Here is a 14,866-nt window from a genome sequence, read left to right as displayed (position 1 = left end):
CTCCTAGGGCGGATTCGATTGATCCCGACCTTTCCACGCGTGCGCGGAACGGGCCACGGGATTGACAATCCGGCCCGCTCATGTCAGCGCTCCGCCCCATCGACGCGGGGTCCCCGAGGGACTAGCCTGGCGCCAGGCGGGTGGTCCTGCCCGCGGACCTCGAAGGAAGCGGTGAGCGATGGACTCGATGATGATAGGCGCCATGTCGAAGAACATGGAGTCGATGCCCGACATGGGCATGATGGACATGTCCGTCATGCAGGCGTGCATGGATGCGTGTGCCGCGTGTGAGCAGGCGTGCACGGTGTGCTCGACGCAGATGATGGACTGTTCGCCGGCCTGTATGAATTGCGCCGACATGTGCAACACCATGATGCGCTCGATGATGCGGATGCAGGGCATGACCCCGGCCTCGATGATGGCCATGCTCAACGCGTGCATCGCGATGTGCCAGGTCTGCATGGACGAGTGCATGCGGCATGCCGACGACAGCGACGTGTGCCGCATGTGCGCTCAGGCGTGCCAGGCCTGCATGGATGCCTGCATGGCCATGAAGGACATGATGATGGCGAGCGCCTGAGGCGCGATCGTTCTCGGCGCCCCGTCGAAGACGGGTCGTGTCAGACGGTGGCGACGTTGAACTGCGTGCGCCCCACGGCGAGCACCCCGTAGCGGGCATGCAGTGCGACCGGTGTGCCCGGGGCTGCTTCGAGCGCCGCGCCGGATCCGTTCCACAGCTCGTGGACCTCGCCGTCGAGGGTGCGCACGACGAGGTCGCCGGCGACGGCATCCGTCGTCACGACCAGGGCGTCGACCCACTCGGCGGGTGTCGCCGAGGCGATGCGCGCCTGGATCAGGTGCAGCGCGTGGCCGGGTGCGAACGAGGAGCACCGGTCGCCGTGGCTGCACATGCACGCTGCACGCTCACGCACCGGGAGGGGCGAAAGGCGGTTCAGCGGCGTGGACACGGTGGTCTCCTTCAGGATCGACGTTCCGGAAAGACTAGGTCGGCTTCCGGGTCGGATCCAGGCGGGCCGACACGGAGTGAAACAAACGGGTGTAGTCTCTCGGGGTGCTGTCGTCGATGAGCGCCCCTCGGGCGCAGAGCGGAGCTGCAGGCGCCTTCCGCGCCGCATGCAGAGGCTGAAGACCGGCCGGAGGCGGAACCCCCGTCCCCGGTGCTGCGTCGTACCCCGGCATCCGTCCGGGGATCCTCACCCCGATCGACTCGCCCTCCGGGGCGACCACTCCGAAAGCACTTCTCTCATGCGTCCCATCGACGAGCGCGGCATCCGCGCCTCCTTCCTCAACGCCTCCCGCAAGGAGGTCTCCGACCTGACCCTCCCGCCCGGCTTCGCCGAGATCGACTTCGATCGGCTCGACTTCCTCGGCTGGGTGGATCCGAAGATGCCCCGCCGCGCGTACGTCGTCACGTGGGTCGACGACGCCCCGGTCGGTGTGTTCCTGCAGCGTGCCGAGCAGCGCGTGATCGCCCGGGCGCAGTGCTCCTGGTGCGAAGACGTCACGCTCCGCAACGACGTGCAGTTGTTCGTGGCGCGCAAGGCCGGTGCCGCCGGACGCAAGGGTGATTCGATCGGCGTGCTCACGTGCGCCGAGTTCGGCTGCAACCGCAACGTGCGCATCCTCCCGCCGCTGGCGTACCAGGGTTTCGACCGCGAGTTCGCGCGCGATCTGCGCATCCTGCGTCTGCAGGAGCACGTCGCCGGCTTCCTCGCCGAGGTGGCGGGGCCGAGGTCCTAGACGGCGCGTGCGCGTCCGGTCGTCCGGGCGCGCACGTGCGCGCGGGCGGGAGCGGCCAGCGCGGCGGAGAGCCGCGCGAACTCCTCGAAGCTGCGTCGTCCGGGCCAGTCGGCCGGCAGCATCGACGGCGGAAGCCCGGGGTCGGTGTACGGCAGCACCCGCCAGCGGTCGATCAGCTGCACGTAGGCGGCGAACGGCTCGGACGGCAACGCGGCGAGCTGAGCCTGGAAGTCGAGGTGCTCGGCGCGCAGGGCCGCGAGGTCCCACCACTGCGCGGCAGCCTCGACGGGCGTGCCGGCCGGCGCGGGGGCGGACGCCTGGAACAGGGTCGCCCAGCTCCGGGCGTCGAGCTCTTCCAGGATCTGCTCCACCTCCTCCTGGAGATGCCCCGGACAGATCCACAGCGCGGGGGAGACGACCCCGGCGCCGATCCACTGCAGGCGGCGGCGCAGCTGGTGGCGGATGCTGCGTGCGCTCTCGGGGATCGAGAACGAGATCAGGCACCAGGGGTCGGCATCCGTCATCTCGCGCATCTCGAAGATGCGGCGGTCTCCGCGCTCGAGCATCCCGACGGCGGCCGGGTTGAGGCGATAGCCGATCCCGGCGTCGCGCTCCGCGAGCAGGAGCCCCTTCTGTTTCAGGCGGGTGATGCCGGTGCGAGCGGGGCCCGCCTCGATCCCGAGGTCGCCCGCGAGCGCGACGAGGTCGGCCGCCGAGATCCAGCCGCCGAGCGGGCGCAGGAACACTCCGACGAGTGTCCGCAGCAGCGAGGCGGTACTGCCGGGGCGTGCATCGATGTCGTCGAGCACGGGCGCGGCGGCGAGGTCAGAAGTCACCGGACTCCAGGGCATCGCGCACGGCCAGGACCCCGGTGATCGTCTCGGCGTGCGAGGTGCTCAGCGGGGAGAGCCCGAGGCGGATGCCGTCGGGGAAGCGGAAGTCGGGGATGATGCCGTCGGCCCACAGCCGTCGCGTCACGTCACGGAAGTCCGGGTGGCCGATCGTCACGTGGCCGCCCCGGAGATCAGCGTCGCGCGGGCTCAGCAGCCGCACGCCGAGAGGTGCGAGCACCTCGTCGTACGCGCGCACCGCGAGGTCGGTCAGCGACTGAGACTTCGCCCGGACACCGGCGATCGTGGACTGCTCGATGAGGTCGAGCATCCCCTGCATCGCGAGCATCGACGTCACCGGCGGGGTGCCGCTCAGCAGCTGACGGATGTCTCCCGACGGCACGTACTCCGGGCCCATGGCGAAGATGTCGGCGGCGCTCCACCAGCCCTGGATCGGCTGACGCAGCACGCCCTGCAGTCCGTGGCGCAGGTAGGCGAACGCGGGGGAGCCCGGTCCGCCGTTGAGGTACTTGTAGGTGCACCCGACGGCCATGTCGACGCTCCACTCGTCGAGCTGCATCGGGATCACCCCGGCCGAATGGCACAGGTCCCACATCATGAGCGCGCCCGCGTCGTGCACCGCCGCCGTGATGCCGGGCATGTCCGCCAGGGCACCGGAGCGGTAGTCGACGTGGCTCAGCGAGACCAGGGCGGTGCGTTCCGACACGACGGCCTCGACGTCGGCGACGGTCACCCCGTGCACGGCATCGGGTTCGAGCCAGCGCAGCGTCATGCCCGTCTCGGCGGCGACGCCCTCGGCGAGGAATCGGTCGGTGGGGAAGTTGCCGGCCTCGATCACGAGCTCGGTGCGGTCAGGGTCGGCTGATGCGGCGGCGCGCATGAGCTTGTAGATCAGCACGCTCGTCGAGTCGGCCACGACGGTCTGGCCGGCGGCTGCGCCGAGCGCGACCCGGCCGATGCGGTCTCCGAGCTCCATCGGCAGCGCCATCCACTGCTCGTCCCACGAGCGGATGAGCCGCGTGCCCCAGTCTTCCCGCACGAACGCGGCGAGCTTCTCCGGGATGTCGCGCAGCGGGCGGCCGAGCGAGTTGCCGTCCAGGTAGGCCGTGACACCCGGAGCCTCGGCGAACGCGTCGAGGTGGGCGCGCAGCGGATCGGCGGCGTCGAGGGCACGGGCGGCGTCGAGCAGGTCGGTGTCGCGGGGGTCGGTCATGTCACACCTTCAGGTCGGCGGGGGTGAGGGGGCGGGCGTCGAGCGGGTCGGCGGCCGCGGGGGTGCCTCCGGGGAGGAACAGGAGGGGCGAGGCGGGGTCGAGCAGGTCCACCGGAGAGAGCGCACGCAGGAGAGCCGCGTCGTCGAGCCCGGCCTCGCGGAGGGCGGCGATCTCGCGCAGGTTCAGGTCGACCGGCATCGGCCCGTTGCCCAGATCTGTGCCGTAGAGCACGGTGCCACCCGCCGCGTGGAAACGGCTGACGTTGTCGATGGCGATCTCGCGCTCGGGGTCGTCGTGGATCGCGAGGGTCGAGATCCAGGAGGCGCTCGCTGCCTGCCGGCTGATCTCGGAATCGCTCAGCCGTTCGGTGAAGGGCGCGTGCGCGAGTCGGGCGGCGCCGAGACCGACGACCCGCTCCGCTTCGCCTGCGCCCTCGGCATGTGCAACGACGAGGAGCCCGCGGTCGGCGGCGAGCCCGACGATGGTGCGCAGGAGCTCGTCCAAGAACACCGGCCCGGCGGTGCCGTTGCTGGTGACCTTGATGCACGAGGCTCCAGCCGCGGCCATCTCGGTCACGGCCGCGGCGGCGGCATGCGCATCGGCGATCTCCCGCACCGACCCCTCCGGCGCCCAGGAGCGGTCCGACGGATAGCCGCCCGGCGCGGTCAGGAAGGCGCCGCCGAACTCGATGCGGACCTGGTGAACAGCGAGCCGCCGAACAACGTCGGGATTCCCGCCGAGATCGACCACCCGGCCGAGGCGCGAGCCCGCCAGCGGGGAGTGATCCACGAGTTGCAGGTGCACGTGATGGTCGGTGAATCCGCCGACGACGACACCGTCGAGGCGGGGGAGTCCGGTGGTCGCAACCGCATCCTGCAGCCGCACGCGCCCGTCGACGAGCTCGACGACGCCCTCGCGCCAGCCGATCCCGTCGAAGAACGTGGCGGCGGGCATCAGCGGCCGATCTCCGTGCGCACGGTGTAGAGCTCGGGGAAGAAGGTCAGATCGAGGGCGCGCTGCAGGAAGCCGACGCCGCTGGAGCCGCCGGTGCCGACCTTCATGCCGATCGTGCGGGCGACCGTCTTGAGGTGCCGGAACCGCCAGAACTGGAAGTTGTCCTCGAGGTCGACGAGGTCCTCGCACGCCTCGTACAGGTCCCAGTACCGGCTCGGGTCCTGGTAGATCTCGCGGATCGCGGGTACGAGCTCCGGCGTCTCACGGTAGGGCTCGCGCACATCGCGGTCGAGGATCTCGGTCGGGACGGGCAGTCCGCGGCGCGCGGCGAAGCGCAGGAACTCGTCGTACAGCGTGGGCTTCTCCCACTCGGCGGTGAGCAGCGCGAGGTTGGCCGGGTGGTCGGCGAAGACGCTCAGCATCTTCTCGTTCTTGTTGCCGAGGGCGAACTCCACCGCGCGGTACTGCACGGACTGGAAGCCCGAGGAGTTGCCGAGCGCCCCGCGGAACTGCGCGTATTCGGTGGGCGTCAGGGTGGCGAGCACCGACCACTGCTGCGTCATCACATCCTGGATGCGCTTGACGCGGGCGATGCGCTTGAGGGCTTCGCGCAGGTCGTCTCGGGCCAGCAGCTCGCGGGCGGAGGAGAGCTCGTGCAGCAGTTGCTTGAGCCAGAGCTCGGTGGTCTGGTGCTGGATGATGAACAGCATCTCGTCGTGGTGCTGCGGGTCGCTCACCGGATGCTGCGCGGTGAGCAGCTGGTCCAGCGCCAGGTACGACCCGTAGGTCATCCGCCCGGAAAGGTCGGTGACGATCCCGGATTCGAGGGCGCGTTCGTTCTCGGTGTGCATGCGCCGAACATATCACTTCTGAGCCGATCGTCACAGAAGTGAAATGTCTGCGCGGTTCGCAGTGAGACCGTCAGCGTGTGGTGTTCGCGTCCAGGAAGTCGATCGTCTTCTGCAGAGCGGTCCGCGCATCCGGCAGGTCGAGGTGGAACTGGTACTCGTGCGGGAGCTGCGGTTCGTGCGGTGCGGGCCAGAACTGTGTCGTCACGTCGACCCCGAGCTCATCCAGGCGCTTCGCCATCGGGATCGACTGCAGCCAGGTGAGCCCATCGCCGTTGCCGCCGGAGATGTAGGTCGTCGGGAAGTCCTCGGTGACCCAGTCGATGGTCGACATCGTGGCACCGGTCGAGTCCTCTGCCCAGGTCTTCGTGCCCGAGTAAGCCCACATGGCCGACTTGAACCCCCAGCCGGCGATGCCGTCGAGCTGGGCGAGAGCCGACAGGTCGTAGACGCCGCAGTTGAGCACGGTCGCGACGAGTTGGTCCGGCGTGAGCGATGGGGTGATGCCCATGATCTCGGCGTAGTCCGGGCTGGTGATGAGCGTCGCCATCTGGCTGGCGAGCTGGCCTCCCGCGGAGTCGCCCGCGAGGATGAGCTGGTCGGGGTCGACGCCGAGCTCCTCGGCATGCTCGTCGATGTAGGCCAGGGCTGCGTCGAGCTGGTGCACGGCGAGCGGGTACACGCCTTCCGGGCCGATCGTGTAGTTCACGGCGATGGTCGTGTACCCCTCGGCAGCGAGGATGCGCATGTACGGGTCGACGTTCTCCTTCGTGCCCGAGATCCAGGCGCCGCCGTGGATCCAGACGACCGTCGGCAGGGGGCCGTCGGCGGATGCCGGGCGGAAGACGTCCATCGTGGTGTCGGCGCCGTCGTCTCCGTAGGCGACATCCTTCTGCTCCGAGAGCTTCGTGTCGGGGACGTGCTTCTCCATCTCGGCGGCGGTGTCATCCCCGCCCTGGGTGAACACGGAGCGGATGACCATGGCTGACGGCCAGGGCGTGATCGTTCCGATGATCGCGACCACGGCGACCGTGGCGAGGATGATGCCGAGGACGATCTTCGTCCGATGCCACGGCTTGCGGGCCTTCGCCGGGCGTGCGGGTTCTTCGGTGTGCGCGTCGATGCTCATGGACCCCTCCACCGATCAGTGTGCCAGTAGTCCGGGCCAGGGTCAGTCGGCCATCCCGGCGAGGAGTCGACGCAGGCCGTAGCCGAACGCGCGGTCGACGTCACCCCCGAGGCGGAAGGCTCCGGAGAGTTCCATCTGCAGGAAGCCCGTCGCCCAGGCGGTGAAGAGACGGGCGGCATCGAGTGCGTCGTCCTCGCCGACCAGCGCAGCTGTCGCACGGATCAGCGGCGCGGCCGAGTGATCGAGTGCATCGTGGGGCGCAGCGACGGTGAACATGAGCCGGAAGCCCTCCGGATGCGCGTGTGCGAACGCCCGATAGGCGTGGGCGAGGGCGGTGAGGTCGTCGCCCACGGCCTCGAGTCGAGCCGTGAGCGCCTCGATGGAGGCGGTCGCCACCGCGGTGAGAAGCGCGTCCCGGTCCCGGACCCGCTTGTACAGCGATGGGGCGCGCACGCCCACGCGCTCGGCAACGGCCTGCATCGTCAGTCCCGCGGGGCCGGCGATCTCGAGGATCTCCCGCCCGGCCTCGACGATCTCCGCTGTGGATGTGCGTTCGGGTGTCGGCATCGCGTCCTCCTGCATGGCTATTGACAATAGCCATGATAGCTACGTAACGTAGCCATCGCAAACACTCCGAGAGGACCCGCCATGAAGCTCGCACCCCACCTGCACCGCATCGGCAACGACATCGTCGCCGCGTACGTCGTCGACCTGCCCGAGGGCATCACCCTGATCGACGCGGGCCTCCCCGGGCACTGGCACGACCTTCAACGCGAACTCGACGACATCGGTCGTCCGCTCACGGACATCCGCGGTCTGGTCCTGACCCACGGCGACAGCGACCACATCGGCTTCGCCGAGCGGCTCCGTCAGGAGGCGGGCGTCCCGGTGTTCATCCACGCGGCCGACAGTCACCGGGTGCGCACGGGGGAGAAGCCGAAGACGCCGATGGGCCCCGCCAAGTTCGGCCCCACGCTGGGCTTCTTCGCCTACGGAATCCGCAAGAATGCGCTGCGCACGCACCACGTCGCCGAGGTGGTCGAGGTGGCCGACGGCGACGTGCTCGACCTGCCGGGCGCCCCTCTCGTGATCGGTATGCCGGGCCACTCGCCGGGCAGCATCGCCGTGCACGTTCCGGCCGTGGATGCCGTGTTCGTCGGCGATGCCCTGACCACGCGGCACGTGCTGACCGGGCGGACCGGTGCGCAGCCCGCGCCGTTCACGGACGAGCCCGCCGAGGCTCTCGCCTCGCTCGACCGGTTGACCGCGGTGACGGCCTCGTGGGTGCTGCCGGGGCACGGGGCGCCGTGGCATGGTTCCCCCTCCGACATCGCCGCCGCCGTGCGGGCCGCGGCCTGAGGGACCGGCCTCGGACGATCGCCCGAGCCCCGGATGGTTCCCTGAACCCCGGACGATTCCCCGAACCCCGGATGATTCGCCGATCGATCGAAGTCAATTCGTCGGCGGATCGTCATCCGCTCGGCGTTTCGTCAGGCGAGGACGGTCGCCGTGTCGCTGATCGTGATCTGCGGCGGATACAGCCCCATCACCTGCAGGGCGGCCGCGTGGTTCTCGGCCGTCGACCCGGCGCAGGCGTCCGCCGCGATCGTGAGGTGGGCACCCGCGTCGGCCGCAGCCAAGGCCGTCGAGAGGACGCAGCAGTCGGTCGAGACGCCGGCCAGCACGACGTGAGCGCCGCGGCCGACCACGGCCTCGATCTCGGGACCCCACTTGCCGAACGTCGGCAGGTCGATCGTCGGATGCGGTGACAGCCCGGCCGCCTCGGGGACGAGCTGGAACAGCGGATCGCCCGGCGGCTGGTCGGCGAAGGGCCAGGCGGCGAAGTAGTCGCCCCACGAGGTGGACCGGTCGGCGGTCGGCATCCACCGGGTCACCAGCACCCGGTCGCCGAATGCCGCGGCCAGAGCGCGGATGCGCGGCAGCGCCTCCGCGAAGAACGGCGAGCCCCAGGCGGAGTCCGCAGAGGCGAAGATCGCCTGCGGATCGATCACCACGAGCCAGGCGTCGTCGAGCGCCCGAGCGGTCACGCGTTCTCCTGCTGCCGGATCTTGCCGGCCCGCGCGAAGTACGTCACCAGAAACGACAGAACCAGCGCGAAGAACACTCCGAGGTTGGCGTACGCCCAGGCGCCGTCGGGGCCGCCGACGAGGAACAGCAGATAGCCCTGCCAGTTGTTCCACGGCGCATCTTCGGCGAAGCCGTTGAGCACCAGACCCCAGCCGATCACGCTCGTGACGACCATGGTGCCGATCGAGGTCCAGTCCCAGGCTCCGTAGCGGCCACGGCTGTCGAACAGCGCCTCCTCGTCGTAGTCCTTCTTCCGGCGGAGGATGTCGGCGATCAGGATGCCCGCCCACGAGGCGAGCGGCACGCCGAGCGTGATGAGGAAGCTCTGGAACGGGCCGAGGAAGTCGGTCGCGAAGAACACCACGTAGATCGTGCCGATCGTGAGGATCACCCCGTCGATCGCGGCGGCGGACGGGCGGGGGATGCGGATGCCGAGGCTGAGCAGCGTGAGTCCCGAGGAGTAGATGCCCAGCACCGCGCCCGAGACGAGGGCGAGGACAGCCGTGAGCAGGAACGGCACGAGCACCCACAGCGGCAGGATCGAGGCGAGCGCACCGATCGGATCGGCGCCGATGGCCGCCATGAGGTCGTCGTTCGAGCCGCCGAGCAGCAGGCCGAACACGACGAGGATCACCGGTGCCACCGACCCGCCGATCGTGTTCCAGGCGACGATCGCCCCGTCGGATGCCGTGCGCTTCTGATAGCGCGACCAGTCGGCGGCGATGTTGATCCATCCGAGCCCGAACCCGGTCATCACCATGACCAGGGCGCCGATCACCTGGCCGATGCCGCCGTCGGGACGAGCGAGCACGGCGGCGAGATCGATGCTGGGCGCCGCGAGGATGATGTAGAGCACGGTGACGACACCCGTGATCCACGTCAGCACCGACTGGAGTTTCATGATCGTGTGATAGCCGAGCACGGATGCCGTGACGATCAGCGCCGCGACGATCACGGTCGCGATGATCTTGAGTGCGATGCTGTCGCCGTCGCCGCCCAGCTGCGTGATCACGGTGGCCGTGGCGAGCACCGCCATGATCGCGAGGAACGTCTCCCACCCGATCGAGGTCAGCCAGGAGACGATGCCCGGCACCTTCTGGCCCTGCACGCCGAAGGCCGCTCGCGAGAGGACCATGGTCGGCGCCGAACCGCGCTTGCCGGCGATCGCGATGAGCCCGCAGAGCAGGAACGACACCACGATGCCGATGACCGAGACGAGTGTCGCCTGCCAGAACGAGATGCCGAAGCCCAGGACGAAAGAGCCGTACGACATGCCGAACACCGACACGTTCGCCGCGAACCAGGGCCAGAAGAGGTCGCGCGGCTTCGCGGTCCGCTCGGATTCGGGGATGATCTCGATGCCCGCGCGCTCGATCAGGGCCGGCTTGATGTCCGTCATGGTCACATCCTGGCACTGCCGGGAGGCGGTCGGGCGGAGTTCTCGAGCCAGATCCTGCCCGCGGGTCAGCCCGCGAAGAACGACTGCGCGGTGCGCGTGAGGTCGTGCAGGTCCGAGACCCCGGCGAGCTCACGCGCGGAGTGCATCGAGAGGATCGGGATGCCGACGTCGACCGTGCGGATGCCGAGCCGTGTCGCGGTGATCGGGCCGATCGTCGATCCGCAGGGCACGCCGTTGTTCGACACGAACTCCTGGCCGGCCACACCGGCGCGCTCGCACCAGGCCGACCAGGATGCCGCGCCGACGGCATCCGTCGCGTACCTCTGGTTCGCGTTGATCTTCAGGATCGGACCGGAGCCGAGCACCGGCTGCACCACGGGGTCGTGCTTGGCCGCGTAGTTCGGGTGCACCGAGTGGCCGACGTCGCTCGACAGGCACCACGACGAGGCGTACGCCTGCCGACGTTCGGAGTCATCCGCCCCGAGCCCGGCGTACAGGCGCTCGAGCACGTCTTCGAGGAACGGGCCGGCCGCGCCGGAGCGCGACGCCGAGCCGAGCTCCTCGTGATCGAAGGCGGCGAGCACGGCGATCGGCCCACCGGCTGCCGGTTCGTGCGCGGCGAGTGCGACCACACCGGCATGCACCGAGGCGAGGTCGTCGAGGCGGCCGGAGGCGAAGAACGCGCTGTCCTTGCCGAAGACGGCTCCCCGCGCGGTGTCGGCGACCACGACGTCGTAGCCGCGGATGTCGGCGGCCGACACATCGGCGGATGCGGCGAGCTCGGCGAGGATGTCCGCCTCGCTCGGGTCGCCGAGTCCCCACACCGGCTGCGTCTCGGTCTGCTTGTCGAGCGCGAGCCCGTTGTTGACGCCCCGGTCGAGGTGGATCGCGAGCTGGGGGAGGCGCAGCAGCGGCCCGGTGTCGGCGAGCACCACGCGGCCGTCCGCCAGCGCCAGGCGTCCGGCGAGGCGCAGCTCGCGGTCGAGCCAGGAGTTCAGCAGCGGGCCGCCGTAGACCTCGACGGCGGCCTGCAACCACCCGCGCGAACCCGTCGTCGGCTGCGGCTTGAGCTTGAAGCCGGGGGAGTCCGTGTGTGCGCCGAAGATCTGCACGGGCGTGGTGGCCGCGGCATCCGTGGGCACGACCCAGGCGATCGTGGCACCGTCGCGCACGACCACGTAGCGTCCACCCGCCTGGACGGGCCAGGCCTCCTCCTCGCGGAGCGGCGTGAAGCCGGCGTCTTCCAGCCGTCGAGCGACCTCCGCCGCCGCGTGATAGCTCGACGGGGAGGCGGCGACGAAGTCGGCGAGGTCCTCGGCGTGGGCGAGTGCGACCGGGGTGACGGGCATGGCGGGCCTTCCTGGAGACGAGCGGTCCTTCGAGCGTAGCCGGGGTGATGCGCGGGTCCGCTTCCTGCCGCGGGCTGTCGTTTCCCGGCCGTTCATCCCGGAGGGTTAGGCTCGTCTCGATAGCGCCTAGGGTTCCGGGGTCCACACCCGTCTGGTCCGAGCGGCGCCACGGTCCTCCTCCGTAGGAGGGCCGTCATCTGACAGGACAAAAGCCCGGAGGACCCTGTTCGTCGCGCCGTGCGCCGGACGGAAGGGTCTCGTCGTGTCCCCTCTCGCGTTCGTCCTCGTCTTCGGGGCGGCCATCGCCCATGCCGCGTGGAACATCATCGCCCACGGCGTCAGCAGAGCGGGGTCGCCGTTCCTCTGGTGGGGCGCGGTCGGCAGCACGCTCGTGTGGATCGGCGTCGTGCCGTTCACGGGCGGTCTGGGAACGGATGACCTCGGCTCTTTCGCGCTGGGCGTGACCGTCTCGGCCGTGCTGCACGTGGCCTACATGACGGTGCTGCAGCGCGGCTACCGCGAGGGCAACCTCTCCACCGTGTACGCGACGGCACGGGGCACCGGGCCGTTCCTCTCGGTGATCGTCGCGGTGCTGTTGCTCGGGGAGCGGCCCTCCATCGTGGCGCTGATCGGGGTGGCGGCCGTGATCGTCGGCGTCGTGGCGATCGGCCTGGTCGATCGGGGGACCGGCACTGGCTCGCGGCGCATCGATCCCGGCATCCTGTTCGGCCTGCTCACCGGGGTCGCGATCGCCGTCTACACGATCTGGGACGCGCACGCGGTGCGAACCTGGAGCCTTTCGCCCGTCGCGTTCATGGTCGGCACGAGCCTGCTGCAGGTGCCGTTCTACTCGTTCGCGGTGCGCCGTCGATGGGATGCCGTCTGGGCGCTCGGGCGCGCGCAGTGGCGGCGGATCCTCGTCTTCGGCATCCTGTCGCCGCTGTCGTACATCCTCGTGCTGACCGCGATCCAGATCGCCCCGGTGGCGCTGGTGGCGCCGCTGCGCGAGGTGAGCGTCGTGCTGGTGAGCCTGTTCGGGGTGTTCGCGCTGCGGGAGTCGCGTCCGGGCTGGCGGATCGCGGCTTCGCTCGTCGTGGTCGCGGGGATCGTCCTCCTCGCGGTCTGATCAGCGGAAGCTGACGAGCCCGGCGTGCGCGGCGGTGACCAGGATCTGCACGCGGTCGCGCAGGTGCCACTTCGACATCATGCGTCCGAGGTGCGCCTTCACCGTCCCCTCCGAGACGATCAGCGCCTTCGCGATCTCGGCGTTGGACATGCCCTTCGCGAGGCAGTTCAGCACCTCGGTCTCGCGATCGGTGAGAGGTTCGAGGGCGTCGGCGTCCGCGGCGACGGGGGTGGAGTCGCGCACGTGCTTGATCAGCATCGACGCGATCCGCGGGGAGAGCGAGCTCGCGCCGCTGTGCACCTCGCGCACGCCCGTGACGATCTCTTCGGCGCTCGAGTCCTTGAGGAGGTATCCGGAGGCGCCGGCGCTGAGCATGGGGAGCACCGTGTCGCTGCCGTCGAGCGTGGTGACCGCGAGCACGCGCACGTGCGGCCAGCGTTCGGCGATCACTCCGGTGGCTTCGATGCCGTCCATCTCGGGCATCTGCACGTCCATCATCACGACGTCGGGCTGCTCGCGTTCGACCGTGGCGATCGCTTCCACGCCGTCCTCCGCCTGGGCGATCACGGTGATCTCGGGGTCGCGGGAGACGAAGTGCGACAGCGCCGAGCGGACCAGGGGATCGTCATCGACGATCACGACACGGATTTCCTGCATGGGGGAAGCCTAACGGCGCGGGCGACGGGCGATGGCGATGTAGACCTTTGGCTAAAAACCTCTAGACGAGAGACAGATGTGCGCTCCGCGATTCGCCGAGAAGATGAATACAGACATCGACGAACGACTACAAAATGGAGGTGAACGTTATGACTTTCTGGCAGCAGGTTGGCAAGTTCTTTGGTCTCCACAACTAATCTAGTTGGCAAATAGGAGATAGTGAAGCATGGCCTTTGACCACTCGACCCGGGAAACAGCGGATACGCTCCGCCTGAACCGAGGAGAGAAGCTCAGCGCGATCGAGCGGATCATCGTTCTGGTGATCGTTTCGATCACCATCGCCGCAGACGTCATCGGCTTCTTCACCACACCGGGTGTCAACCCGGTCGCGCTTCTGGTCAGCGTCGCCTCGACGGCGTCGTTCGCTCTCTATCTCTGGAAGCCGCTCATAGCGACATGCGCCCTCGGCGTCGTGTTCGCCGTCTCATTCATCCCCGGATCGGAACTCCAAGTCTTGACCGCCGCCGCAGTTGCGGCCGGTCTGGTCATGCGACTGGGGTGGACCTCGCTGATCCTTTCCTACACCGGCGGTTTTCTGGTCGCCGCGGCGCTCGTTCCGTTCGCCGCCGCACCAGGCGTGATCGTCAACATCGGCCTCTATCTCGTCTTCGCCACTGTGGCTGGAGCTGTCGGGTTCGCCCTGCGGCTCGCTTTCGCCCGTGGCAGCCGCCTCGAACGTGAACTCGAGGCGCGCGCCGAGCAGGAGCGCCAAGCCGTACTCGCCGAGCGACGCTGGATCGCCGGTGAGCTGCACGACAGCATCGCGCACCACCTCACGGTGGTCGCACTGCACGTGCAGATGCTCGAAGACCCCCAGACGAGTTCCGATTCGCAGGAGGCGATCCGAGTCGCCGCGCGCAAGGCGATGACCGATCTCCGCTTCGTGATCGAACTCGCCGACGACGGTCCGCAGTCGTCGAGCGTGCAGACGGGCGACCTCGCCGCCGCGATCGACGAAGCGGCGGAGGAGTTCGAAGCCGCCGGCCACTCCGTCGCCCGAGAGGGTGATCCGCAGGACGAGCGGATCCCGAGAGCCGTCGAGATCGTCCTCGCGCGCATCACGCGTGAATCCGCCACGAACATCCTCAAATACGCCGGCCCCGGCGAGGTGCAGATCACCCTCGCCGTGGACGATGAGGTCGCTTTCCTCACGTTGCGCAGCCCCCTTCCGACCACGCCGCGCCGCGAGCTCTCGTCGAGCCGCACGGGCCTCGGGCGGATGGCGGAGCGGGTCATGGGCGCGAGCGGTGAGTTCAGCGCCGGCGAAGTCGACGGATTCTGGGTCGTGTCGGCCCGACTTCCGGTCGTCTGATGCTCTAGAGTGTGGAGGCACCCTTTCCGCGATCCGCGAGAACCTAGACGAAAGTCTAGGGAAGTCTCGACGTTCGACAGTGTGGAACGGGTTGCGCGCAGCCGTATCCTGAAGGCTC

16 protein-coding genes are annotated in these 14,866 nt (G+C 69.2%); 5 read left to right on the top strand and 11 right to left on the bottom strand.

Annotated elements, in window-relative coordinates; all coding sequences use genetic code 11:
* Positions 1-202 precede the first annotated feature (202 nt).
* Positions 203-580, top strand: a complete 378-nt coding sequence (locus OC372_RS07830; RefSeq protein WP_244175856.1) for a hypothetical protein — start codon at positions 203-205, stop codon at positions 578-580.
* Positions 581-620: 40 nt separating this feature from the next.
* Here the strand turns inward: OC372_RS07830 and OC372_RS07825 are convergent, their stop codons facing one another.
* Entirely contained in the window at positions 621-968 is a 348-nt protein-coding gene (locus tag OC372_RS07825; protein WP_029261063.1) for a hypothetical protein, read from the bottom strand.
* 298 nt (positions 969-1,266) lie between these two features.
* Here OC372_RS07825 and OC372_RS07820 point away from each other — a divergent pair, with 298 nt between their 5' ends.
* Entirely contained in the window at positions 1,267-1,761 is a 495-nt protein-coding gene (locus OC372_RS07820; RefSeq protein WP_029261064.1) for an FBP domain-containing protein, read from the top strand.
* Here OC372_RS07820 and OC372_RS07815 read toward each other — a convergent pair.
* From OC372_RS07815 to OC372_RS07790, 6 genes are all read right to left on the bottom strand, one after another.
* The gene (locus OC372_RS07815; protein ID WP_262001418.1) at positions 1,758-2,597 is read right to left on the bottom strand and encodes a PaaX family transcriptional regulator C-terminal domain-containing protein; all 840 of its coding nucleotides are present in this window, start codon (positions 2,595-2,597) and stop codon (positions 1,758-1,760) included. The genes OC372_RS07820 and OC372_RS07815 overlap by 4 nt on opposite strands.
* A complete protein-coding gene (locus OC372_RS07810) occupies positions 2,587-3,825 on the bottom strand; it encodes a kynureninase (protein WP_262001417.1) in 1,239 nt (412 codons plus the stop codon). Before OC372_RS07810 ends, OC372_RS07815 begins: the two co-directional genes overlap by 11 nt.
* Before the next feature lies 1 nt (position 3,826).
* A complete protein-coding gene (locus OC372_RS07805; RefSeq protein ID WP_262001416.1) occupies positions 3,827-4,780 on the bottom strand; it encodes a hydrolase in 954 nt (317 codons plus the stop codon).
* Positions 4,780-5,631 carry a tryptophan 2,3-dioxygenase gene (locus tag OC372_RS07800; protein ID WP_105710530.1) on the bottom strand — a complete coding sequence of 284 codons (852 nt, stop codon included), beginning with the start codon at positions 5,629-5,631 and terminating at the stop codon, positions 4,780-4,782. The genes OC372_RS07805 and OC372_RS07800 overlap by 1 nt, the downstream gene beginning before the upstream one ends.
* A gap of 70 nt (positions 5,632-5,701) precedes the next feature.
* Positions 5,702-6,757, bottom strand: a complete 1,056-nt coding sequence (locus OC372_RS07795) for an alpha/beta hydrolase (RefSeq protein WP_262001415.1) — start codon at positions 6,755-6,757, stop codon at positions 5,702-5,704.
* Positions 6,758-6,799: 42 nt separating this feature from the next.
* Complete coding sequence (locus OC372_RS07790) at positions 6,800-7,324, bottom strand: TetR/AcrR family transcriptional regulator (RefSeq protein WP_262001414.1); 525 nt, start codon at positions 7,322-7,324, stop codon at positions 6,800-6,802.
* 81 nt (positions 7,325-7,405) lie between these two features.
* On the opposite strand from OC372_RS07790, the gene OC372_RS07785 reads away from it, so the two are divergent.
* Complete coding sequence (locus OC372_RS07785) at positions 7,406-8,116, top strand: MBL fold metallo-hydrolase (protein WP_262001413.1); 711 nt, start codon at positions 7,406-7,408, stop codon at positions 8,114-8,116.
* A gap of 131 nt (positions 8,117-8,247) precedes the next feature.
* Here OC372_RS07785 and OC372_RS07780 read toward each other — a convergent pair whose 3' ends face one another.
* From OC372_RS07780 to OC372_RS07770, 3 genes are all read right to left on the bottom strand, one after another.
* Positions 8,248-8,805, bottom strand: a complete 558-nt coding sequence (locus tag OC372_RS07780; protein ID WP_105710526.1) for a cysteine hydrolase family protein — start codon at positions 8,803-8,805, stop codon at positions 8,248-8,250.
* Entirely contained in the window at positions 8,802-10,244 is a 1,443-nt protein-coding gene (locus OC372_RS07775) for a purine-cytosine permease family protein (protein ID WP_262001412.1), read from the bottom strand. The genes OC372_RS07780 and OC372_RS07775 overlap by 4 nt, the downstream gene beginning before the upstream one ends.
* Positions 10,245-10,309: 65 nt before the next feature.
* Entirely contained in the window at positions 10,310-11,593 is a 1,284-nt protein-coding gene (locus OC372_RS07770) for a M18 family aminopeptidase (RefSeq protein WP_262001411.1), read from the bottom strand.
* 262 nt (positions 11,594-11,855) lie between these two features.
* Between OC372_RS07770 and OC372_RS07765 the strand changes: the two genes are divergently transcribed.
* On the top strand, positions 11,856-12,719 hold the full coding sequence (locus OC372_RS07765; RefSeq protein ID WP_262001410.1) for an EamA family transporter: 864 nt from the start codon (positions 11,856-11,858) through the stop codon (positions 12,717-12,719).
* On the opposite strand, the gene OC372_RS07760 is transcribed toward OC372_RS07765, so the two are convergent.
* Complete coding sequence (locus OC372_RS07760; RefSeq protein ID WP_029261076.1) at positions 12,720-13,376, bottom strand: response regulator; 657 nt, start codon at positions 13,374-13,376, stop codon at positions 12,720-12,722. It lies immediately after the preceding gene.
* 226 nt (positions 13,377-13,602) lie between these two features.
* On the opposite strand from OC372_RS07760, the gene OC372_RS07755 reads away from it, so the two are divergent.
* Positions 13,603-14,748, top strand: a complete 1,146-nt coding sequence (locus tag OC372_RS07755; protein WP_105710522.1) for a sensor histidine kinase — start codon at positions 13,603-13,605, stop codon at positions 14,746-14,748.
* The last annotated feature ends 118 nt before the right edge of the window (positions 14,749-14,866 follow it).

The sequence above is a fragment of the Microbacterium sp. Mcb102 genome (genome assembly GCF_024519805.1).
In the GTDB taxonomy this organism is placed as follows: domain Bacteria; phylum Actinomycetota; class Actinomycetes; order Actinomycetales; family Microbacteriaceae; genus Microbacterium.
Note: the sequence above shows the minus strand (reverse complement) of the source record. Positions and strands in the feature narration are given on the sequence as shown.